Source organism: Pseudomonas sp. COW5, from assembly GCF_026240005.1.
Classification (GTDB): domain Bacteria; phylum Pseudomonadota; class Gammaproteobacteria; order Pseudomonadales; family Pseudomonadaceae; genus Aquipseudomonas; species Aquipseudomonas kribbensis.
Map to the genome: position 1 here is coordinate 4,611,722 of NZ_JAPHVP010000001.1, position 20,902 is coordinate 4,632,623.

General features: G+C 60.8%; 19 protein-coding genes. 10 read left to right on the plus strand and 9 right to left on the minus strand.

Going from position 1 to position 20,902, the window contains the following annotated elements; all coding sequences use genetic code 11:
- The first annotated feature begins 81 nt into the window (after positions 1-81).
- Positions 82-2,442 carry a DNA polymerase II gene (locus OQ248_RS21035; protein WP_265813865.1) on the plus strand — a complete coding sequence of 787 codons (2,361 nt, stop codon included), beginning with the start codon at positions 82-84 and terminating at the stop codon, positions 2,440-2,442.
- Here OQ248_RS21035 and OQ248_RS21040 read toward each other — a convergent pair.
- From OQ248_RS21040 to OQ248_RS21050, 3 genes are all read right to left on the minus strand, one after another.
- Positions 2,407-2,877, minus strand: coding sequence for a DUF1810 domain-containing protein (locus OQ248_RS21040; RefSeq protein ID WP_265813866.1), 471 nt, complete (start codon positions 2,875-2,877; stop codon positions 2,407-2,409). The genes OQ248_RS21035 and OQ248_RS21040 overlap by 36 nt on opposite strands.
- A gap of 29 nt (positions 2,878-2,906) precedes the next feature.
- Positions 2,907-3,728 carry an aldo/keto reductase gene (locus OQ248_RS21045; protein ID WP_085732241.1) on the minus strand — a complete coding sequence of 274 codons (822 nt, stop codon included), beginning with the start codon at positions 3,726-3,728 and terminating at the stop codon, positions 2,907-2,909.
- Positions 3,729-3,818: 90 nt separating this feature from the next.
- On the minus strand, positions 3,819-4,967 hold the full coding sequence (locus tag OQ248_RS21050; RefSeq protein ID WP_265813867.1) for an aldose epimerase family protein: 1,149 nt from the start codon (positions 4,965-4,967) through the stop codon (positions 3,819-3,821).
- A gap of 245 nt (positions 4,968-5,212) precedes the next feature.
- Here OQ248_RS21050 and OQ248_RS21055 point away from each other — a divergent pair, with 245 nt between their 5' ends.
- The 5 genes from OQ248_RS21055 (at position 5,213) to OQ248_RS21075 (ending at position 9,249) form a co-directional block, all read left to right on the plus strand.
- A complete protein-coding gene (locus OQ248_RS21055; protein ID WP_265813868.1) occupies positions 5,213-5,962 on the plus strand; it encodes a hypothetical protein in 750 nt (249 codons plus the stop codon).
- An 81-nt stretch (positions 5,963-6,043) separates the two neighbouring features.
- The gene (locus OQ248_RS21060) at positions 6,044-7,258 is read left to right on the plus strand and encodes an MFS transporter (protein WP_265813870.1); all 1,215 of its coding nucleotides are present in this window, start codon (positions 6,044-6,046) and stop codon (positions 7,256-7,258) included.
- Positions 7,259-7,360: 102 nt separating this feature from the next.
- Complete coding sequence (locus OQ248_RS21065; protein ID WP_085732239.1) at positions 7,361-8,146, plus strand: sulfite exporter TauE/SafE family protein; 786 nt, start codon at positions 7,361-7,363, stop codon at positions 8,144-8,146.
- A 13-nt stretch (positions 8,147-8,159) separates the two neighbouring features.
- A complete protein-coding gene (locus tag OQ248_RS21070) occupies positions 8,160-8,504 on the plus strand; it encodes a hypothetical protein (RefSeq protein WP_265813871.1) in 345 nt (114 codons plus the stop codon).
- A 181-nt stretch (positions 8,505-8,685) separates the two neighbouring features.
- Complete coding sequence (locus OQ248_RS21075) at positions 8,686-9,249, plus strand: DUF4174 domain-containing protein (RefSeq protein WP_265813872.1); 564 nt, start codon at positions 8,686-8,688, stop codon at positions 9,247-9,249.
- A gap of 171 nt (positions 9,250-9,420) precedes the next feature.
- Here OQ248_RS21075 and OQ248_RS21080 read toward each other — a convergent pair whose 3' ends face one another.
- Positions 9,421-10,569 (minus strand): AAA family ATPase, encoded by a 1,149-nt coding sequence (locus OQ248_RS21080; protein WP_347710547.1) that lies wholly within the window; start codon positions 10,567-10,569, stop codon positions 9,421-9,423.
- 542 nt (positions 10,570-11,111) lie between these two features.
- Between OQ248_RS21080 and OQ248_RS21085 the strand changes: the two genes are divergently transcribed.
- A complete protein-coding gene (locus OQ248_RS21085; RefSeq protein WP_265815121.1) occupies positions 11,112-11,384 on the plus strand; it encodes a hypothetical protein in 273 nt (90 codons plus the stop codon).
- 60 nt (positions 11,385-11,444) lie between these two features.
- On the opposite strand, the gene ampC is transcribed toward OQ248_RS21085, so the two are convergent.
- Complete coding sequence (ampC, locus tag OQ248_RS21090; protein WP_265813873.1) at positions 11,445-12,611, minus strand: class C beta-lactamase; 1,167 nt, start codon at positions 12,609-12,611, stop codon at positions 11,445-11,447.
- A gap of 160 nt (positions 12,612-12,771) precedes the next feature.
- On the opposite strand from ampC, the gene OQ248_RS21095 reads away from it, so the two are divergent.
- Entirely contained in the window at positions 12,772-13,647 is an 876-nt protein-coding gene (locus OQ248_RS21095) for a LysR family transcriptional regulator (RefSeq protein ID WP_265813874.1), read from the plus strand.
- Positions 13,648-13,765: 118 nt separating this feature from the next.
- Here OQ248_RS21095 and gudD read toward each other — a convergent pair whose 3' ends face one another.
- Entirely contained in the window at positions 13,766-15,109 is a 1,344-nt protein-coding gene (gene gudD, locus OQ248_RS21100; RefSeq protein ID WP_207983349.1) for a glucarate dehydratase, read from the minus strand.
- Positions 15,110-15,123: 14 nt separating this feature from the next.
- Positions 15,124-16,470, minus strand: a complete 1,347-nt coding sequence (locus OQ248_RS21105) for an MFS transporter (RefSeq protein ID WP_265813875.1) — start codon at positions 16,468-16,470, stop codon at positions 15,124-15,126.
- A 365-nt stretch (positions 16,471-16,835) separates the two neighbouring features.
- Between OQ248_RS21105 and OQ248_RS21110 the strand changes: the two genes are divergently transcribed.
- Positions 16,836-17,552 (plus strand): FadR/GntR family transcriptional regulator, encoded by a 717-nt coding sequence (locus OQ248_RS21110; protein WP_119427992.1) that lies wholly within the window; start codon positions 16,836-16,838, stop codon positions 17,550-17,552.
- A 9-nt stretch (positions 17,553-17,561) separates the two neighbouring features.
- On the opposite strand, the gene OQ248_RS21115 is transcribed toward OQ248_RS21110, so the two are convergent.
- Complete coding sequence (locus OQ248_RS21115; RefSeq protein WP_265813876.1) at positions 17,562-18,455, minus strand: DMT family transporter; 894 nt, start codon at positions 18,453-18,455, stop codon at positions 17,562-17,564.
- A gap of 101 nt (positions 18,456-18,556) precedes the next feature.
- On the opposite strand from OQ248_RS21115, the gene OQ248_RS21120 reads away from it, so the two are divergent.
- A complete protein-coding gene (locus tag OQ248_RS21120) occupies positions 18,557-19,420 on the plus strand; it encodes a LysR substrate-binding domain-containing protein (RefSeq protein ID WP_265813877.1) in 864 nt (287 codons plus the stop codon).
- Between the two features lie 6 nt (positions 19,421-19,426).
- Here OQ248_RS21120 and yegQ read toward each other — a convergent pair whose 3' ends face one another.
- On the minus strand, positions 19,427-20,755 hold the full coding sequence (yegQ, locus tag OQ248_RS21125) for a tRNA 5-hydroxyuridine modification protein YegQ (protein ID WP_265813878.1): 1,329 nt from the start codon (positions 20,753-20,755) through the stop codon (positions 19,427-19,429).
- Positions 20,756-20,902: the final 147 nt, after the last annotated feature.

Consider the following 20,902-nt stretch of genomic DNA (forward strand, 5'->3'; position numbering starts at 1 on the left):
TTTTCCTGGCGAGGCCTTTGCCACCGGAGGCGGCAATGCCGCGTAGAATGCCTGTCTGAATCAATTCTTGAGGTCGCAGTGGTGGATTTACAGCAGGGCTTCGTCCTGACCCGGCATTGGCATGACACCCCGGCCGGCACCGAAGTCGAGTTCTGGCTGGCGACCGACGCCGGGCCGCGCCGCGTGCGCCTGCCGCATCAACCGTCAGTGGCGTTCATCCCGGCGGCGCAGCGCGAACAGGCCGAGCGGGTGCTGGCGGACGAAAAGAACGTCGAACTGCGCCCCCTGGCCCTGCAGGATTTCGAACATCGCCCGGTGCTCGGGCTGTATTGCCAGCAGCACGGGCAGTTGATGCGCCTGGAAACGGCGCTCAACCGTCATGGTGTCGATGTCTTTGAAGCCGATGTGCGACCACCCGAGCGCTACCTGATGGAGCGTTTCATCACCGCGCCGGTATGGTTCAGTGGCACGCCCGATGCCGAGGGTGTGCTGCTCGACGCCCACCTCAAGCCTTCACCCGACTATCGTCCGCAACTGCGACTGGTCTCTCTGGACATCGAAACCACCGAGCAGGGCGAGTTGTACTCCATCGCGCTGGAAGGTTGCGGTGAGCGACAGGTGTACATGCTCGGCGTGCCGAACGGTGATGACAGCATCGTCGACTTCGACCTTGAGTACTGCGAATCGCGCACGCTGATCCTCAAGAAGCTCAACGACTGGTTCGCCCGTCACGACCCCGACGCGATCATTGGCTGGAACCTCGTGCAGTTCGACCTGCGCGTCCTCCATGAACACGCCCGACGCCTCGGTGTGCCGCTCAAGCTCGGGCGCGGCGGCGAGGAAATGCAGTGGCGCGAACACGGCAGCCGCAATCATTACTTCGCGGCCGCGGCGGGGCGGCTGATCATCGATGGCATCGAATCTCTGCGCTCGGCGACCTGGAGTTTCCCGTCGTTCAGCCTGGAAAACGTCGCCCAGACGTTGCTCGGCGAGGGCAAATCGATCGACAACCCGTACCAGCGCATGGACGAAATCAACCGCATGTTCGCCGAGGACAAACCGGCGCTGGCCAAGTACAACCTCAAGGACTGCGAACTGGTCACGCGGATCTTCGCCAAAACCGAGCTGCTGAAATTTTTGCTGGAGCGCGCCAGCGTCACCGGCCTGCCGGCGGATCGCAGCGGCGGTTCGGTGGCGGCGTTCACCCATTTGTACATGCCGTTGATGCACCGTCAGGGTTTTGTGGCGCCGAACCTTGGTACCAACCCTCCGCAGGCCAGCCCCGGCGGGTTTGTCATGGACTCGCAGCCGGGGCTGTACGAATCGGTGCTGGTGCTCGACTACAAGAGCCTTTATCCGTCGATCATCCGCACCTTCCTGATCGACCCGGTGGGGTTGATCGAAGGCTTGCAGCATCCGGATGACGCCGATTCGGTACCGGGCTTTCGCGGCGCGCGTTTCTCCCGCACCCGGCATTGCCTGCCGTCCATCGTCGCCCGGGTCGCCGAGGGCCGCGAGACCGCCAAACGCGAACACAACGCGCCGTTGTCCCAGGCGCTGAAGATCATCATGAACGCCTTCTACGGCGTGCTCGGTTCCAGCGGTTGCCGGTTTTTCGATACGCGGCTGGCCTCGTCGATCACCTTGCGCGGTCACGAAATCATGCTGCGCACCCGGCAGTTGATCGAGGCTCAGGGCCACGCGGTGATCTATGGCGATACCGACTCGACCTTCGTCTGGCTGCGTCGCCCCCACGGTCAGGAGGAGGCAGCGCAAATCGGCCGGGCATTGGTTGCGCACGTCAACGACTGGTGGCGCGAACATGTGCGCGAGCAGTACGGGCTGGAAAGCGCCCTCGAACTGCAGTTCGAAACCCACTACAAGCGCTTTTTGATGCCGACCATTCGCGGCGCAGAGGAGGGCAGCAAGAAGCGCTACGCCGGCCTGGTGACCCGCGCCGACGGCAGCGAAGAAATGGTCTACAAAGGCCTGGAAACCGTGCGCACCGACTGGTCGCTGCTGGCCCGGCAGTTCCAGCAGGAGCTGTACGAGCGGATCTTCCAGCGCAAGCCGTATCAGGATTACGTGCGCGAGTACGTGCGCAAGACGTTGGCCGGCGAGTTCGACGAGCGACTTGTCTACCGCAAGCGCCTGCGCCGCACCCTCGACGACTACGAACGCAACGTTCCGCCCCACGTGCGTGCGGCGCGACTGGCTGACGATTACAACGCAGAGCACGGCCGCCCGCGGCAATACCAGAACGGTGGCTGGATCAGCTACGTCATCACCTTGGCCGGGCCTGAACCGCTGGAGGTGCGCCGCGCGGCCATCGACTACGACCACTACATCACCCGCCAGCTGCAACCGGTGGCGGATGCGATCCTGCCGTTTGTCGACGACGATTTCTCAACCCTGATCGGGGGGCAACTGGGCTTGTTTTGAGTCCAGCAACTGCAGGGTCCATTCATCCTGAATACCGTGGAAGTAGCGCTCCAGTGCCTGATGCCAGAGGCTGTCGTCGTTCGCGAACTGGGCGAACAGGGTCATCGATGAGTGGAATTTCAGGTCGTCCGGGTGGCCGAAAATCTCGGCAATCGAACGCTGCGGCACATTCAGCACAAGCTGCGCGCAGGTGCGCAGCCGGGCGCCGAGCAGCTCATGGGCCAGATAGGCCCGGGCTTCACCGGCGGAGCCGATGGCGAAGCGCCGGGACATCTCGCTGCCGCCGAGCCCGGCGAACTGCGGGAACACAAACCACATCCAGTGGCTGCGCTTGCGGCCCTCGCCGAGCTCGCGCTGGACCCGTTCGAACACCGGGTCCTGGGCGAGCACGAAACGTTGCAGGTTGAATGGATCGTCCTGATCAGTGCTTCTCATGGCGAAGCCCTCTGTCAGTCGGCGGTGGCTCAGACCATGGCCAGCCGCTGCTTGCGTTGTGGCGCGTGAAACGCCTGGTCCAGCGCCGCCAGATCCCCGGCATCGAGTTGCAGCTGCGCCGCTTGTGCATTGAGCTGCACGTGTTCCGGGCGCACGGCCTTGGGAATCGCAATCACCCCATCCTGACGCAGAATCCACGCCAGCGAAACCTGTGCCGGGGTCACGCCGTGACGAGCGGCAATCTGTTTCAGCACCGGCTCGGCCAGCATCGCGCCACCCTGGCCGATCGGGCAGTACGCCATCAGTGGCATGCGCTGTTGCTGGCACCACGGCAGCAGGTCGAATTCGATGCCGCGCTCTTCCAGGTTGTACAGCACCTGATTGGTCGCGCACGCCGATGAAGACAGTTCTTCGAGGTCGTCCACGTCGAAGTTCGACACGCCCCAGCGACCGATCTTGCCGTCCTCGCGCAGGCGCTCGAAGGCCTCGACGGTTTCTTCCAGCGGATACTGGCCGCGCCAATGCAACAGATAGAGGTCGATGTAATCGGTATCGAGCCGGCGCAGGCTGCGTTCGCAAGCCTGGGGAATGCCTTTGCGGCTGGCGTTGTGCGGGTAGACCTTGCTGACCAGAAACACTTGATCACGCAGGCCGGCGATGGCTTCACCGACCACGCTTTCGGCACCGCCCTCGGCATACATTTCGGCGGTGTCGATCAGGGTCATGCCCAGCTCGATGCCGCTGCGCAGGGCCGCCACTTCACGCTTGTGCGCCGAGCGGTCTTCGCCCATGCGCCAGGTGCCCTGGCCAATCACCGGAACCTGCACGCCAGCCAGTTCGAGGGTACGCATTCAAACCTCCTTTCCGAAACGGTCGATACCTTGGTGGGCAGCAGGATAGCCCACGGGTTCCGTCCGGTTCCAGAAAGGAGGCGAGGGTGGCTATTTCGCGGAGAACTTCAACACCACGCTCTGGGTGTAGGTCTGGCCGGGATCCAGCCGGGTGCTCGGGAAGTTCGGCTGGTTCGGCGAGTCCGGATAGTGCTGGGTCTCCAGGGTGAACGCGCCCCAGTGCGGATAGACCTTGCCACCCTTGCCCTTGACCGTGCCGTCGAGGAAGTTGCTGGTGTAGAACTGCACGCCCGGTTCGTTGGTGAACAGCTGCAAATGCCGACCGGATTGCGGGTCGCTGACTTCGGCGGCAAGTTTGCTGACCTCACCCTTGGTGTCCAGCGCCCAGTTGAAATCGAAGCCACCGTGTTGCGGTTCGGCGAATTTCAGTTGCGGGTGATCGGCCTTGATGTGCAGGCCGATGGCGGTGGGCTTGGTGAAGTCCATCGGTGTGCCGGCCACGGGGGCCAGTTCGCCGGTCGGGATCAGTTTGGCGGTCACCGGGGTGTAATGGCTGGCGTGCAGGGTGGCGACCTGCTTGAGGATGTCGCCGTTGCCGGCGCCGGCGAGGTTGAAGTAGCTGTGGTTGGTCAGGTTGAGCACCGTGGGTTTGTCGGTGCTGGCCTTGTAGTCGATGCGCAGTTCGTTGCTGTCGGTGAGGCGGTAGGTCACTTCGGTGGTGAGGTTGCCGGGGAAACCCATTTCGCCATCCGCCGACAGGTAGGTCAGGGTCACGCCCACCGAGTCCTTGTCTTTGGTTTCCTGTGCCTTCCAGACCTTTTTGTCGAAGCCCTGAGTGCCGCCGTGCAAGGCATTGGTCTTGTCGTTCTGCGGCACTTGATAGCGTTTGCCGTCGAGCTCGAAGGCGCCATCGGCCAGGCGATTGCCGAAGCGTCCGATGGTTGCGCCGAAGTACGCGGTGCCTTTCTGGTAACCCTGCACATCGTCGAAGCCGAGGACGATGTCGTCGAGCTTGCCGTGTTTGTCCGGCACCTGCAGCGCCTGCAAGGTCGCGCCGTAGGTGATGACTGTGGCCTGCATGCCGTGGCTGTTGCGCAGGATGTATTGCTCGACGGGCGTGCCGTCATTGGTTTTGCCGAACGCTTTGTGTTCGCTGGACAGGCCGGCGGCCTGGGCGGTGAGGGTGGCGATCATCAGGGACAGTCCGAGGCCGCAGAGTGAGTGTCGGGATTGAAACATGGTTGACCTTCCTTTTTGTTGTTGTTTTCAAAATCACTAAATAGTCATGCTAATTATCGTTTGAGTGAAAATTTATAGACGATTAAACGCTTATTGCAAAAATAAAGTCGGACTAAATGGTGATTCGTCGAACGCCGAAAGTCGGGAAAAAGCTGCGGCACTGCACTTTTGCGCAATCCCCGGCTCTATCCATGGCCAGGTTGCGGTGACTCCCGCCGCACAGGAATGTGTCCGTCAAAGAATTCATGCCGAGAGTTTTGCCCCACATCGCTGCATTCATTCATCGCCCGTGCCTGTTGCTGGCCTGCCTGTCGACGCTGTTGCTCGGCGCTTGCAGCCATCAGGACAGCAACAATTTCATCAGCCAGATGCGCGAGGGCAGGCCTCAGGAATTTCTCCAGACCAGCGTCGATCGCATGGCCACCCTGGCGATGCGCGACAACCTCGACAGCCTCTATCGCCTGATGGGCAAGTTGTACCTGCGCAACCCGGACGAGTTGCGCAAATCCGGCTTCCTCGACATTCGCACGGCGGTCAAGCAAGTGCGGTTGGCCATCGAGCAGCAGCAACCGCTGCCGACCCTTGGCGGCAAAAAAGACCTGGCGGCACTGAGCTACGCCATGAGCCCGGAGTTTCTCGGTGACCGGGTCGGTGCCTTCATCTATGCCATCGGCAGCATGCTGGTCACTGCCCACGGCAACCGCATCGAGTTCTACATGACCGATGCGATCAACCCGACCTTCGTCAACAACGCGGCGCGCAACATCGAGAAAGCCACATGGATCCTTGCTCAGCGGCAGAACAAGGAAGGCCAGCCGCTGCTGTTCTCCAACGAAATTTCCGAGGAGGGCAGCAACCTGAGTTTCGCCACGGAGTTCGGCAAAGTCGTGGCGCGCCTCGATCTGCTGACCCAGATGCTCGACGAGCGCTACCGGCGCATCGGTTTGAATTACGCCCAGAGCCTGCTGTTTTTGAATTTTTTGCCCGTGCAGTAAGCCAGGTCGGGTAGAGTGGCGGACGACAAGTTTTGTATACAATCTGTCGTCCGATTTGACTCAAAGGGAGCTGCACCCGTCATGACCGACCCCGCAAGCGCCGAATACACGAGCCTGGAGCGTGCCACCCGCACCGACAAACTGCCTTACGCCGCGCTGCTGGCGTTTGCCATGACCGGCTTCATCGCCATCCTCACCGAAACCCTGCCGGCCGGTCTGTTGCCGCAGATCGGCGCCGGCTTGAACGTCAGCGAAGTGCTGGCCGGGCAACTGGTGACGCTGTATGCACTGGGCTCGATTGTCGCGGCGATTCCGCTGACGGTCGCCACCCGAGGCTGGGGGCGCAAGCGGGTACTGCTGATGACGGTCGGCGGATTTCTGCTGTTCAACACCATTACTACGTTTTCCACTCATTTCGGCGTGACCCTGGCCTCGCGGTTTCTGGCCGGGATGGCGGCGGGGCTGTCGTGGGGGATCATGGCCGGTTACGCCCGCGGAATCGTGCCGGTGCATCAGCAGGGCCGGGCGCTGGCGATTGCCATGCTCGGCACCCCGGTGGCGTTGTCGCTGGGCACGCCGGCCGGCACCTGGCTGGGCAATGTGATCGGCTGGCGGGCTTCGTTCGGGATCATGTCGGCACTGGCTCTGGTGTTGGCGGCGTGGATCGTCATCGCGGTGCCGGATCGTCCGGGTCAGGCCCGTGCCGAACGTTTGCCATTGATGCAGTCACTGCGCTTGCCCGGCGTGCGCCCGGTACTGTTCGTGGTGCTGACCTGGATGCTCGGTCACAACATTCTCTACACCTACATCGCGCCGTTTCTGATGCAGGCCGGCCTTGGCGAGCGGGTCGATCTGGTGCTGCTGGTCTTTGGTCTGTGTTCGCTGCTGGGAATCTGGATCATCGGTCTGCTGGTGGATCGCTGGTTGCGCGGACTGGCCCTGATCAGCCTCGCGGTGTTTGCCGTGACCGCACTGGTGCTGGCGCTGGCCGCACCGTCGCCGTGGCTGATTTATGCCTGCATGGCGGTGTGGGGATTGTCGTTCGGCGGCTCGGCGACGTTGCTGCTTACCGCCGCTGCGGACTCTGCCGGTGAACATGTCGATGTGGTGCAGGCGATGCTCACCACCTCGTGGAACGTGGCGATTGCCGGCGGCGGATTGTTTGGCGGGTTGCTGCTGGACTGGGCGGGGGCGATGTCGTTTCCGTGGGCGCTGTTGATTTTGTCGCTGATTGCGCTGGCCACGGTGTGGATCAATTCCACCCACAGTTTCAAACCTGGCCGGCGACAGCACTGAAGCATAAAATGGCATAACGATAGATCGGATCGATATAGGTGGTTATAAGAAAAATCGCTATGCTGCGGGCCAGATTTTTCCTGTCGTCTTCTGGATGTCTTCATGGAATTGGCAAATTTCGGCCTGGTGATTGCCGGGCTGGTGGTGGGCTTTATCGTCGGCATGACCGGTGTCGGCGGCGGTTCGTTGATGACGCCGATCCTGCTGTGGTTCGGTATCAACCCGGCCACGGCGGTGGGCACTGACCTGCTGTACGCCGCCATCACCAAATCCAGCGGTGTGCTGGTGCACAGGAAGAACAAGAACATCGATTGGGCCATCACCGGCTGGCTGACCCTGGGCAGTGTCCCGGCGGTGGCGATGACCTTGTGGTTCCTCAGCACCCTGCACACCGCACCGGATGCGATGAACGCCATCATCAAGCAGGCACTGGGCTTCGTGCTGTTCGCCACGGCGCTGGCAATTCTGTTCAAGAAGCGCCTGCTGGAATTCGCCCACAAACGTGCCGGCGGCAACTACAACCCCAGCGGCACTCGCTTGAACATCATGACCGTGATCACAGGTCTGATTCTCGGCACCATGGTCGCCCTGACCTCCATCGGCGCCGGCGCCCTCGGCACCGTCGCGCTGTTCATCCTTTATCCGCTGCTGCCGACCCGCCGTCTGGTCGGCACCGAAATCGCCCACGCCGTACCGCTGACCCTGGTCGCCGGCCTCGGCCACGCCAGCATGGGCAACATGGACTGGGGCGTGCTGGGCTTCCTGCTGATGGGTTCGTTGCCGGGCATCTGGCTCGGCAGTCACCTGACCGGTCGGGTCTCCGATGAACTGCTGCGTCCGTGCCTGGCGACCATGCTGGTGTTGATCGGTTACAAACTGGCGTTCTGATCGGCAGGCAGCCATGAGCGAAACAACATTCCATTGCAATGGCCGCCTCGCCATCACGGTCGAGCCCCGGGAAATGCGCATGAGTCACTGGCTCTACGCGCCACGGGTGGTCGATCAACAGCGCAATCAGACGCTGCTGGACTTGAGCGACAGCCAGTGGGATCTGATCTCCACCAGCGAGGAAAGCGACAACGGCATCGAACTGTTGCTGCGCAGGTATCCGGGCGACATGCCTGCGGTGACCTTGAGCGTCAGCCTCGCTGACGGAGCGCTGCGGCTTGAAGGCCGACGTGTCGATTCGTCCGGGCTGGAAGCGGCGCTGGATTCGGCACTGCTCCAGGCGAGCACTTCTGGCTGAATCGTCTTCCCGATACGGTCATAAAAGGTAATCAAATGCGCGACATGATCGAGCGCATGCGGTTGCGCAAAATCGTTGCTGACCTACGCTTTGAACAAGGCGAAACATATTTGCCGGGCAACCCCGGAACAATCGCCACAATGCGCAATCATTAGAGCGTGGATATCAAAAGGAGATGCGCATGCTCATCAGGTCATTGACCCTGACACTCTTGCTGGCGATTGCCGGCCCCTTGTTCGCCGGGGACAACGATTCCCCTCTGGATGTCGACAAAGGCAATTACCGCCCCTTGATCGTCATCGCCAGCAGTACGGTCGACCCGGTCTGGGTGAGCCTGAAAAAATCTCTTGAGGATCCCGCCAACAAGCAGGGGATCGCCGACCGCAAGCTCAAGGTCTACACCATCCTCAATATGGCCGGACAGCTTGACGGCAAGGATCTTGGCCAACAGGACACCATGGCGTTGCTGCGCTCGCTGAAGCTGGGTGCCGGGGCCTATCCGAAAGTCTTTCTGATGGGCAAGGACGGGGAAACCAAACTGTCGGCCGCCGGGGACGAGGCGAAGTCGGTGGATCTGAAGAAAGTCTTCGACACCATCGATGCATTGCCGGCCGCCGAGAAGGAGCTGGTCGCCGCGCCTCCACCTCCAGCGGCCACCGAGGCGGCACCGGCCAAGGGAACGAAGAACGGTAAGCCGGCAAAACCTGCGAAACCAACCAAGCCGCCGGAAATGCCGGATGATTGATGGCGGAGGGATCTGAATAAAAATGGCGAACGTTATCAAGCGTTCGCCATTTTTTTGCCCACGGTGTTTTGATCTGAAGATGACCGCAGGCGGTCATGGAGGACAATTCAGCACTGTTCTGCTGATGCCGGTTCCTGTGGTTTTGATCCACATCTGACTGGTATCGAATTTTCAAAGGCTATTGCGCTCGAAGAGCTCGTCGTCATTCAGAACGTAAACCAGTGCATTTTTTGCTTCGCTAACGACCAAGGGCGACTGGGTTGTCAGCACGAATTGGCAGTTTGGAAATGTTTTGCTCAATTGCTGGATAAGGTTGAACTGCCATTCCGGATGCAGGTGAAGATCCACTTCATCGATAAGTACGATGCCTTCGCCGTGGAGCGGATTGTCCAGTGACGGGTTCATCATGGCCAGTCGGCGGGCGATGTCACCGGTCAGTGCCAGCATCGACTTTTCGCCTTGCGACAGTTGGGCGACATTGAAAGTGACACCGTCCTTGTCGATCGCCATGTGCAGGCGAGGTTTTCGTTGTACTCGCAGGTTGGTAAAGCCCGGCATGAAGGCCGCGATGGCGGAGCGGACGGCCGTCAGTTGGGAGTCGCGGGACGAAGCTTTGAGATTGGATAACGTCTTCCAGGCTTCGCTCTCGGCACCAAGTTTTTGAGCTATTTCGTTCAACGCGGAATCGGAAATGCCGGACTCGTTTTCGCTGTCTTCACGCTCCCGAAACCATTCAAAGAAGCGGCGAAAGTCGGTGCTGTGTTTCAGTGAGTCGTCGTAGCCCGCCAGTTGATCGAAGGTTTGTCCGCTTTTGATTTTCAGCGGGATTTCTAGAACCGAACGCTCCACCGGATAGTAGGCGATCAGGGGAAGTGAGGCGTTGTACCCAGCTGTCAGCAGGGCGCGATAGTGGTCGGCGAGCAGATTTACGTCTTCCAAGGAGCTGCGCAGAGTAGCTTTCCCTTCCTGTTTGCTGTGTGACATGCCCCATACGAATACATCGTCTTCTTCATCGGGATCAGACTCGGCATTGACTCGGGGATGTGCAGGTTCTGCTACCGCGATCGAGACGATGGCAGCAGAAGTCCCGTTGCGAATGTCTTCCTCTGCGATATGGCTGCCATTGCCTTTTCGGGTGCGAATTCTCGCTATCAGCCAGCTCAGGCAGGTGGTGAGCGCTTTCAGCAGGGTGGTTTTGCCGGCGCCATTGATTCCCACGAACACGGTAACGTTGGAATGGGATCCGGCGACAGGAGCCAAATGAACGGTGATGTCATTGAACCGACCTACATTCGTGAGTTTGAGGCTGTCGATCTTCATTCATTCCCCTCTGTGTTTCAGTCGGTCAGGTGCTTGGCGAACGTCATTTCATCCGCGATAACCCGGCAATGCGGTGCAGTTTAGATGCATCTCTTTCAGCCGGTCACCTTTGAAAATCATTGCTGAATGTGCCCGGAAATTTACGCGGCAACACCCTTCAAATCCATCGGACGTTTCCTTCAAAACGCGGCGGCGTTGGTGAACTGGTGGCTTGCGTCGTACGCCGATAACCTCATCGTGCCGCTGCAAAATCAGCGGTCGGATGTGGAAGTCCGGTGAATCCCGAAAGCGCATGTGCGCCTGTAAACACTTGTTGGCGCCTTTTATGCCAACATTGTTTGCTTATGGCAGCTATGCGCAGGAGCACTCTTGAGTGCACCGGGTTTTTTGGGATCCCGGACTTCCACACCTGCGCAAAGCTGCCACCCTCTTGTGGAAGGGAGCTCGGCAGTTTTTTCTCTAACTGCACGAGATCTTCACGCATGAACAAATTTGATTCGAACGCAGCCGAAACTCCCACGAATTCAGATTCCCCCGAACACATCGCCAACCCCAAACCCCGCTACATCCCCATCACCGGCATCGACTGCCAGATTCCCTGTCTCCTGATCGACCGCGAAGCCCCGGTAGACGTACTCCACGGCACTGCCGCCTACCGATTGCGCAGCGTGACTCAACTGCTGGAAACACTTTCATTGAGCGACAGCATCGGCCACGACGCCTTGCTGCTGCAGGACTTCGCCCGAGTGCTGGCAATCCCTCTGCGCGACAGCTGCGACCTGATGGATGTACTGGGCTGGAAGCTACAGGCGTAGTTTTCAAGCCTGGAACAAAAACGGGCGACCTTCTAAGGCCGCCCGTTTTTTATGGCGTGATTACCGGGTCAACTCACCCAGAATCCTGTGCGCTATCTTCACCCGCTCTCCATTCGGGTAATTGCGGTTCGCCAGAATCACGATGCCGATTTTCTTCGACGGTACGAACGCGACATACGCGCCGTAGCCAGCGGTGGAGCCGGTCTTGTTCAGCAGCACGTTCGCCGGTTCCGCCTGTGGCGGATTCAGCCATTTGACCTTGTGCGGTTCCATGGCCATGGGCGTCGAGTTGCCGTCCAGCAGGCGCTCGAGACTGATCGGGTAGGCGTAGCGTTCCCAGCCCAGGCCCTGGGTCATGTCGCCGACGGTGTAGTAGCCGGTGTGGGTGAGGGCGATGGCTTTTTGCAGCGGGGTTTCGAGTTTGGCGCTGTCGAGGTTGGCCTGGACGAATTGCAGCAGATCTGAGGTGCTGGTTTTCACGCCATAGGCTTCGGAATCGAGGGCGCCGGGGCTGACTCGAATCGGTTTGTTGTTCTTGTCATAGCCTTGGGCATACTGATTTTGCTCAGACGCGGGCACCGACAGGAAGGTGTGCTTGAGCCCGAGTTTCGGCAGCAGGGTTTCGGTCATGATCTGATCGAACGGTTGGCCGAGGCTTTTTGCTGCCAGATAGCCGAACAGGCCGATGCTCGGGTTGGAGTACAGGCGCTGGCTGCCGGCCGGATAAGTCGGTTTCCACTGTTGGTAATAGCCGAGCATCTTGTCGGAAGAGTCCGCGGCATCCGGGAATTGCAGCGGCAGGCCGCCTGCGCTGTAGGTGCCCAGTTGCAGCAGGCTGATCTGGTCGAACGCGCTGCCTTTCAGCTCGGGCCAGTGCTGGCTGGCCTTGTCGGAGAATGCCAGTTTACCGCTGGCCTGGGCGTAGGCGCCGAGGGTCGCGGTGAAAGTTTTGCTTACCGAGCCGATTTCGAACAGGGTGTTTTCACTCACCGCTTGCCCGGTGCTCTTGTCGGCAACACCGTAGTTAAAGTAATGCGCTTTGCCATCGACGGTCACGGCCACGGCCAGACCGGCGATGTCCTGTTGCTGCATGACCGGGGTCACGGTGGCCTTGACCAGTGCCTGCAACTGATCGTCGGTTTGCGGGGCGGCCAGGCAGGTGGCGGCGCTGAAGAAAAGTCCGAAAGCGCTGTAGGACTTGAGTTTGTTCAGGTTGATCGAAGACATGCTTGATCCACTCTCCATGAGTGTTGATGGTGTTATCCCGCTACACTGCGAGCGTTTTCCGTCGGGCCGGCTGATCGGCGCCGCCAAATCTAGGCAGTCCGGCGTCTTTCGACAAACGATGAAAACTCGGACTAGCCATTAGAAAAATTTGGGACTGGGCATGATTCGACCTCAATTGCCTTTGAATGCATTACGCGCCTTCGAAGCTTCTGCGCGTCATTTGAGCTTCACTCGCGCCGCCGTGGAGTTGTGCGTGACCCAGGCCGCAGTCAGCCATCAGGTCAAAAGCCTGGAGGCGCAACTCGGCGTGATCCTGTTCAAACGCCTGCCCCGTGGGCTGATGCTGACCGGCGAGGGCGAAACCCTGCTGCCGGTGCTGACCACGTCGTTCGATCATATCGCGCAGATGCTCGAGCGTCTGGCGGGCGGGCAATATCGGGAAATGCTCACGGTCGGTGCGGTGGGCACTTTTGCCGTGGGCTGGTTGTTGCCGAGGCTGGCGGACTTTCAGGCGAAACATCCGCTCATAGATTTGCGGCTGTCGACCAACAACAACCGGGTGGACGTCGCCGCCGAAGGGCTGGATTACGCGATCCGGTTTGGCGCCGGGGCGTGGCATGGTATCGAGGCGACCCGTTTGCTGGAGGCGCCATTGACAGTGCTGTGCGTGCCGGAAATCGCCCGGCAATTGCACACGCCGGGGGATCTTTTGCAGCAGCGTCTGCTGCGTTCCTATCGCACCGATGAGTGGCCGGACTGGTTTCACGCGGCGGGTCTGGCGACCCATGCCGCGCCGCCTCAGAGCATCGTGTTCGACTCGTCGCTGGCGATGATGGAAGCGGCGTTGCAGGGCGGCGGAGTGGCGCTGGCGCCGCCGTTGATGTTTGCCCGGCAACTGGCGGCGGACCTGATCCGCCAACCCTTTGCCATCGAAATCACCACCGGCAGCTATTGGCTGACGCGGTTGCAGTCACGACCAGAGACGTCGGCGATGGCGGCGTTCAGGCACTGGCTGCTGGAAATTTCCGGCCAGTGAGAAACCTTGTGGGAGCGAGCCTGCTCGCGAAGACGGCTTCAAATTCGAAAAGTATATCGACTGATACTCCGTTATCGCGAGCAGGCTCGCTCCCACAGGGTGTTGAAGTGAATCCGGATCAGCGCATCAGGCAGGGCCGCTTGTTATCGAACGTCCAGCCCGGAATCAGAAACTGCATCGCCACGCTGTCATCCCGCGCGCCGAGTCCCATGCCTTTATAGAGTTCGTGGGCCTTGGCCACCTGATCCATGTCCAGCTCCACGCCCAGCCCCGGTTTCTTCGGCACCTGCACGCAGCCGTCGACGATTTGCAGCGGTGCCTTGGTCAGGCGCTGGCCGTCCTGCCAGATCCAGTGGGTGTCGATGGCGGTGATGTCGCCCGGCGCGGCGGCGGCCACATGGGTGAACATCGCCAGGGAAATATCGAAATGGTTGTTGGAGTGCGAGCCCCAGGTCAGGCCCCATTCGTGACACATCTGCGCCACGCGCACCGAGCCTTGCATGGTCCAGAAATGCGGATCGGCCAGCGGGATATCCACCGACTGCAACTGGATGGCGTGGCCCATCTCGCGCCAGTCGGTGGCGATCATGTTGGTGGCGGTTTTCAGGCCGGTGGCGCGTCGGAATTCGGCCATCACTTCACGGCCCGAATAGCCGTTTTCCGCGCCGCACGGGTCTTCGGCGTAGGCCAGCACATGATGCTGGTCGCGGCACAGACGGATCGCTTCTTTCAATGACCACGCGCCGTTCGGATCGAGAGTAATGCGGGCGTCGGGGAAGCGCTCGGCCAGTGCGGTTACCGCTTCGATTTCGGCGTCACCGCTGAGCACGCCGCCCTTGAGCTTGAAGTCCTTGAAGCCATAGCGCGCATGGGCAGCCTCGGCCAGACGCACCACGGCGTCGGCGGTCATGGCTTTCTCGTGACGCACGCGGAACCAGTCGTTGTCGGCATCCGGTTCGCTGCGGTAGGCGAGGTCGGTTTCCCGGCGGTCGCCCACGTAGAACAGATAACCGAGCATCTTCACTTCATCACGCTGCTGGCCTTCGCCGAGCAATGCCGCCACCGGCACGTCGAGGTGCTGGCCGAGCAGGTCGAGCAGGGCGGCTTCCAGCCCGGTGACTGCGTGGATGGTGATGCGCAGGTCGAACGTTTGCAGGCCACGGCCGCCGGCGTCGCGGTCGGCGAAGGTCTGGCGCACCTGATTGAGGATCTTCTGATACGTGCCGATCGGGCTGCCGACCACCAGGCTGCGGGCGTCTTCCAGCGTTTGGCGGATGCGTTCGCCGCCGGGCACTTCACCGACGCCGGTGTGGCCGGCGTTGTCCTTGAGGATGACGATGTTGCGGGTGAAAAACGGCCCGTGGGCGCCGCTCAGGTTGAGCAGCATGCCGTCGTGGCCGGCCACCGGGATGACTTGCATCTCGGTGATGATCGGGGCTTTGGCGATGTCGTGTGCGGTCATTTCGGATTGTCCTTTCAAGCGTGTTTCGGCGCGGCATCGGCCACGGCGATGTCAGGTGCGGATTTGGGTGTCATGCGGGCGGCGAACACGATGATCGCGGCGATGATCGAGGTCGCGGCCAGACCATAGAGGCCGCCCTGGATCGAACCGGTGTGTTGTTCCAGCAAGCCGAAAGTGGTGGGGGCGACGAAGCCACCGAGGTTGCCCACCGAGTTGATCAACGCGATCACGGCAGCGGCAATCCGCGCATCGAGATAGGCCTGCGGGATCGGCCAGAACAGCGACGACGCGGATTTGAAACCCAGTGCGGCAAAGCAGATTGCGACGAAGGCAAAAATCGGCCCGCCAGTGGTGGACATGAACATCCCCGCAGCGGCGATCAACAGCGCCGTGGCGACCCACGCCTGCTGGTGTTTCCATTTCGCCGAGAACGAGGCGAACGCGTACATGCCGATGATCGACAGCAGCCACGGAATCGAGTTGAACAGGCCGACCTGGAAGTCGCTCATCTCGCCCATCTTCTTGATGATGCTCGGCAGCCAGAACGTCGCGGCGTAGATCGTCAATTGGATGAAGAAGTAGATCAGGCAGAACAGGATGATCTGGCGATCCTTGAGCAGTTTGCCCAGCGACGGCCGGATCGGGGTCGCGGCTTCGCGGGCCTTCTGTTCGTCGTCGATGGCTTTGACCAGCGCATCCTGCTCGGCGCGGGTCAGCCATTTGGCGTCGTGGGGTTTGGCGTCGAGCCAGAACCAGACGAACACGCACAGGCCGACCGAGAACATCCCTTCAATGAAATACATCCACTGCCAGCCGTGCAGACCGAGCCCTTCGATCTGCAACAACAGGCCGGACAACGGACCGGAAATCAGCGAGGCCACGGCCGAACCGCTGAGGAAAATCGCAATCGCCTTACCGCGCTCGGCCCCCGGCAACCAGCGGGTGAAGTAGTAGATCACCCCGGGAAAGAACCCGGCCTCGGCCACGCCGAGCAGGAAACGCAGGATGTAAAAGTGAGTTTCGTTCTGGATGAACGCCATGCCGGCGGCCACCAGGCCCCAGGTGAGCATGATGCGGGTCAGCCAGATTCGCGCGCCGACCTTTTGCAGCAACATGTTGGAGGGGACTTCGAACAGCGCGTAACCGATGAAGAACAGCCCGGCACCGAACCCATAGGCAGCGGCACCGATGCCGAGATCATGTTCCATGTGGGTGCGGACGAAGCCGATGTTCACCCGGTCAATGTAATTGACGATGAACATGATGACGAACAGCGGCAGGACGTGGCGTTTGACTTTGGCAATGGCGGAGGACAGCACCGAATCGGCGCCCTCGTTCATCCCGGCAATGGATGATTTCACTTGGTTTTCTCCCACTCGTTATTTTTATGCGGGGTGTGGCTGGGTGCTGCGTGGTTGATAGACATCATACAACTTGATTTTTTTGTCCTACAAGTGGGGGCGCTCAATCAAATTTATCTACGGTGAAGGGTTTTTATGCTTTTCTGGATTTTAAATGCCGTATTTGTTGGGCTTTAAAGGATTATTACGGGTCGAGGTGCAGAGTGCCAGGCCAGCGAATGTGCAGTGCTGGCGTGAAGCTAGTGAAAGTTTTCTAGCGAAAATCACTTGTTGTCATACAAGTTGAACGCCTGAATTCATAGGAGCTCATACAAGTCATCGCCTGCAGTGCTACGATCGGCTTGCCCCGATCACCGGATCCGACCATGCAAGAAGACCTCGACGCTCCCGCCCGTAAACGCGCGCACAACCTGGCCCACGATCTGGTGGAAAAACTCACCCAGAGCATCCTGCTCGGCCAGATGTTGCCCGGTGACAAGTTGCCTTCGGAAAACTCGATCGTTCAGGAGCACGGCGTCAGCCGCACCGTGGTACGCGAGGCGATTTCCAAGTTGCAGGCGTCGGGTTTGGTGGAGACGCGGCACGGCATCGGCACGTTCGTGATCGAGCGCGCGCCGGAGCAGGGGCTGCGGTTGAATGTTGACACCGCACTGGGCGTGCGCAGCATTCTCGAATTGCGCATGGGCCTCGAGACGCAAGCGGCGGCACTGGCCGCGCAACGTCGCAGCGAACAACAACTGGTGCAGATGCGTCAGGCGCTGGACGACTATCAGCGTCTATTGGCCAACAACGACAGTTGCGTCGAAGCCGACCGGCGCTTTCACTTGCTGATTGCCGAAGCCACCGGCAACGTCTGCTTCACCGAAATCATGCAGCACCTGGGCAGCGCGATGATTCCGCGCACCCGGGTCAATGCGGCCGAGCGCGGGGCGGTGGATTTGAGCAAGCTAGGGCAATTGGCGAATCTTGAGCATGAGGCGATTTTCAACGCGATCAGACGCCAGGATCCGGAAGCGGCGCGGGCAGCGATGTGGCTGCACCTGAGTAACAGCCGCGACCGGTTTTCGGCGGGCGGCGCCTGACGCTGCGACTCAAGCCTCGATGGCCCGGATCACCGCCGGCCGCTCCAGATTCAACGCCAGCACGCTGATCAACACCACCGCCGAACCCGCCAGCACCAGCAGTGTCGGTCGTTCGCCCAGGCCCACCGAAGCAATCCCCATCGCGGTCGGCGGAATCAGGTACAGCGTCATCGTCGCCCGGCTCAGGTCCACATGCTTGAGCACGAACGCCCACGCCAGATAGGCGAGGGCGCTGGGAAACACCCCCAGAGAGAGCACCGCCCATTGCACCCGCAGCGGCGCACTGGCCACGCTGTCGGCCAGCCCCGGCAAGTAGATCAACAGCAACAGCGTGCCGGACCACACCGTGTAGCAAACCAGCGTCAGCCCGTCATAGCGTCGGGCTTGGTGTTTTTGCAGGGCGAAGTAAACGCTCCACGAAACGGCGGCCAGCAAAATCAGCAAACCATGAACGTCGATGCTGCCGAGGCCGCGATCGCCGCTGACCACAATCACCACGCCGACGAATCCCGTCAGCACACAACCCCAGCGCCAGACGCTGACCCGATCCTTGAACAGAAACCGCGCCAGCAGCGTGCTGAACAGCGGCGTCGATTGCGCCAGCACACTCGACGCGCCGGCGCTGACGCTTTGCTGGCCGATGTTCAGCACGACGTGATGCAGGCTGACGGCAAAAAAGCCCAACGAAAACAACAGCGGCAAGTCTTGCAGGCGCGGCAGGTGAATGCCCTTGAAGCCTGCAATCACGGCCATGAACAGCGACGCCAACAGAAACCGCAGCAACGCCAGATGACCCGGATCGTAGGCTTGCAGGCCGATGTGAATGCCGGTCGGCGAATAGGCCCAGCAGCCGACGACGAAGGCCATGGCCAAGAGGATTTTCAAAGGTGAAGTGGAAGGCATGAGCAAGGCACCGAGAGGGTTGATGCGCCGAGTATCCGGGCGGCCAATCATTCGCCACAACTGACTTATACTGCGCGAACCGTTCACTCAGAGTGATGATTATGGAGCTGGCGCAAATCCGCATGTTCAAGACCGTGGCCGAGGTCGGCAGCATCGCCAAAGCCGCTGAAAAGCTGTTTTGCGTGCCGTCGAACATCACGGCGCGGATCAAGTCCCTGGAGGCGGAACTGGGGGTGGCGCTGTTTCTGCGAGAAGGGCGCGGGCTGCGGATCAGTCCTGCCGGGCAGACCTTTCTGGCTTACGCGGAGAAGATTCTGGCGCTGACAGCTGAAGCTAAAAGGGCGGTCGATCCCGCCGCCGAACCGTCCGGGCCGTTGCGCATCGGCGCCATCGAGTCTTCGGCCACCGGGCGTCTGCCACGCCTGCTGGCGAAATTTCACAAGCGCTATCCGAACGTGGCACTGGAACTGACCACCGGCACCTGGAGCCAGTTGCTCGACGATACGGTCAATCATCGTCTGGACGGAGCGATTGTCGCGGTGGACGTCGAACGTTCGCAGCTCAAGCGCACGCCGATGTATCGCGAAGAATTGCTGCTGATCGCTTCAACCTCGTTCGGACCGATACGCGGCATCGACGACTTGCAGGACAAGACCGTGTTCATGTGGCCGCAGGGCTGTCCGTATCGCGCCGCGCTGGAGCACTGGCTGTTGCGTCAGGGTCTGGCGTTGCCGATTGTCAGCCTGGCCAGTTACGGGGCGATTGTCGGTTGCGTGAGTGCCGGCGCTGGCGTGGCGCTGGTGCCCAAAGGTGTGTTCGAGCAGTACGCCAAAGGCGCCGGGTGTTCGGGATTCGAATTCCCGGAACTGACGGCCATCGACAACTTGTTCTACTGGCATGAAAACGCCGGGGTACACCCGGCGCGTGAGGCGTTTGTGGCGATGCTGCGCGAGGAGTTTGCCTGAGCCGGATCAGATCCCGCTCACGTCACGCATCAACAAGCCGAAGCGCAGATCCACCGCATCCGGAATCGGCAGGTACACGGTGTGCCCGTCCCCCGGCGCCACGTCGATAGCCTCGCCCTTTAGGCTCTGCAATTCGTGCAGATCAAAATGGAAGTTGCCCTTGGGCGTCATCAGTTCCAGATGATCGCCCAGGGCAAAGCGGTTCTTCACTTTGACTTCGGCCAGACGATCCCGGCGTTCGCCGGTCAGCTCGCCAACGAATTGCTGACGTTCCGACACCGAACTGCCGTTCTGATAGTTCTGGTATTCGTCATGCACGTGACGGCGCAGGAAACCTTCGGTGTAGCCGCGCTGGGCGAGGGATTCCAGATCGGTCATCAGGCTGCGGTCGAATTCGCGGCCGGCCACCGCATCGTCGATGGCCCGGCGGTAGACTTGGGTGGTGCGGGCGCAATAGAAGTGGGATTTGGTCCGGCCTTCGATTTTCAGCGAGTGCACGCCCATGCGGGTCAGGCGCTCGACGTGCTGCACCGCGCGCAGGTCCTTGGCGTTCATGATGTAGGTGCCGTGCTCGTCTTCGAAGGCCGGCATCATCTCGCCGGGACGGTTGGCTTCCTGCAACAGGAACACCTGATCGGTAGGGGCGCCGAGGCCGAGGGTCGGCTGTGGTTCGAAGGTCTGCACGATTTCGCCGAGCTGGTTTTCGGTGGCTTCCTGCGCTGAATATTTCCAGCGGCAGGCGTTGGTGCAGGTGCCCTGATTGGCGTCGCGTCTGTTCATGTAGCCGGAGAGCAGGCAGCGACCGGAGTAGGCCATGCACAGCGCGCCGTGGACGAACACTTCCAGTTCCATGCCCGGCACCTGCTCGCGGATTTCGCCGATTTCTTCCAGTGACAATTCACGGGACAGGATGATCCGGCTCAGCCCCTGTTGCTGCCAGAACTCGACGCTCGCCCAGTTCACCGTGTTGGCCTGCACCGACAGGTGAATCGGCATCTGTGGAAAGTGCCGGCGCACCAGCATGATCAGGCCGGGGTCGGACATGATCAGCGCGTCCGGTGCCATGTCGATCACCGGCGCCAGATCCTTGAGGAAGGTCTTGAGCTTGGCGTTGTGCGGCGCGATGTTGACCACCACGTAGAAACGCTTGCCCTGGGCCTGGGCTTCACGAATGCCGAGGGCGAGGTTGGCGTGGTCGAACTCGTTGTTGCGCACCCGCAGGCTGTATCGCGGCTGGCCGGCGTAGACCGCATCGGCGCCGTAGGCAAAGGCGTAGCGCATGTTTTTCAGGGTGCCGGCAGGGGCGAGCAGTTCCGGGGTGAAGGAGGGCGTCATGGCGGTGTCGGTCGCAAAAGCGCGGGAGGGTAAACGAGGCGCGGCGAGGGTTTATTGATCTGGATCTATGCTCCATGAACAAAGATGGCACTCGCGCGGGCGTGGGCTGACTAAGTTGGGCGGGTGCGCGTGGCGCCTGACTGACAT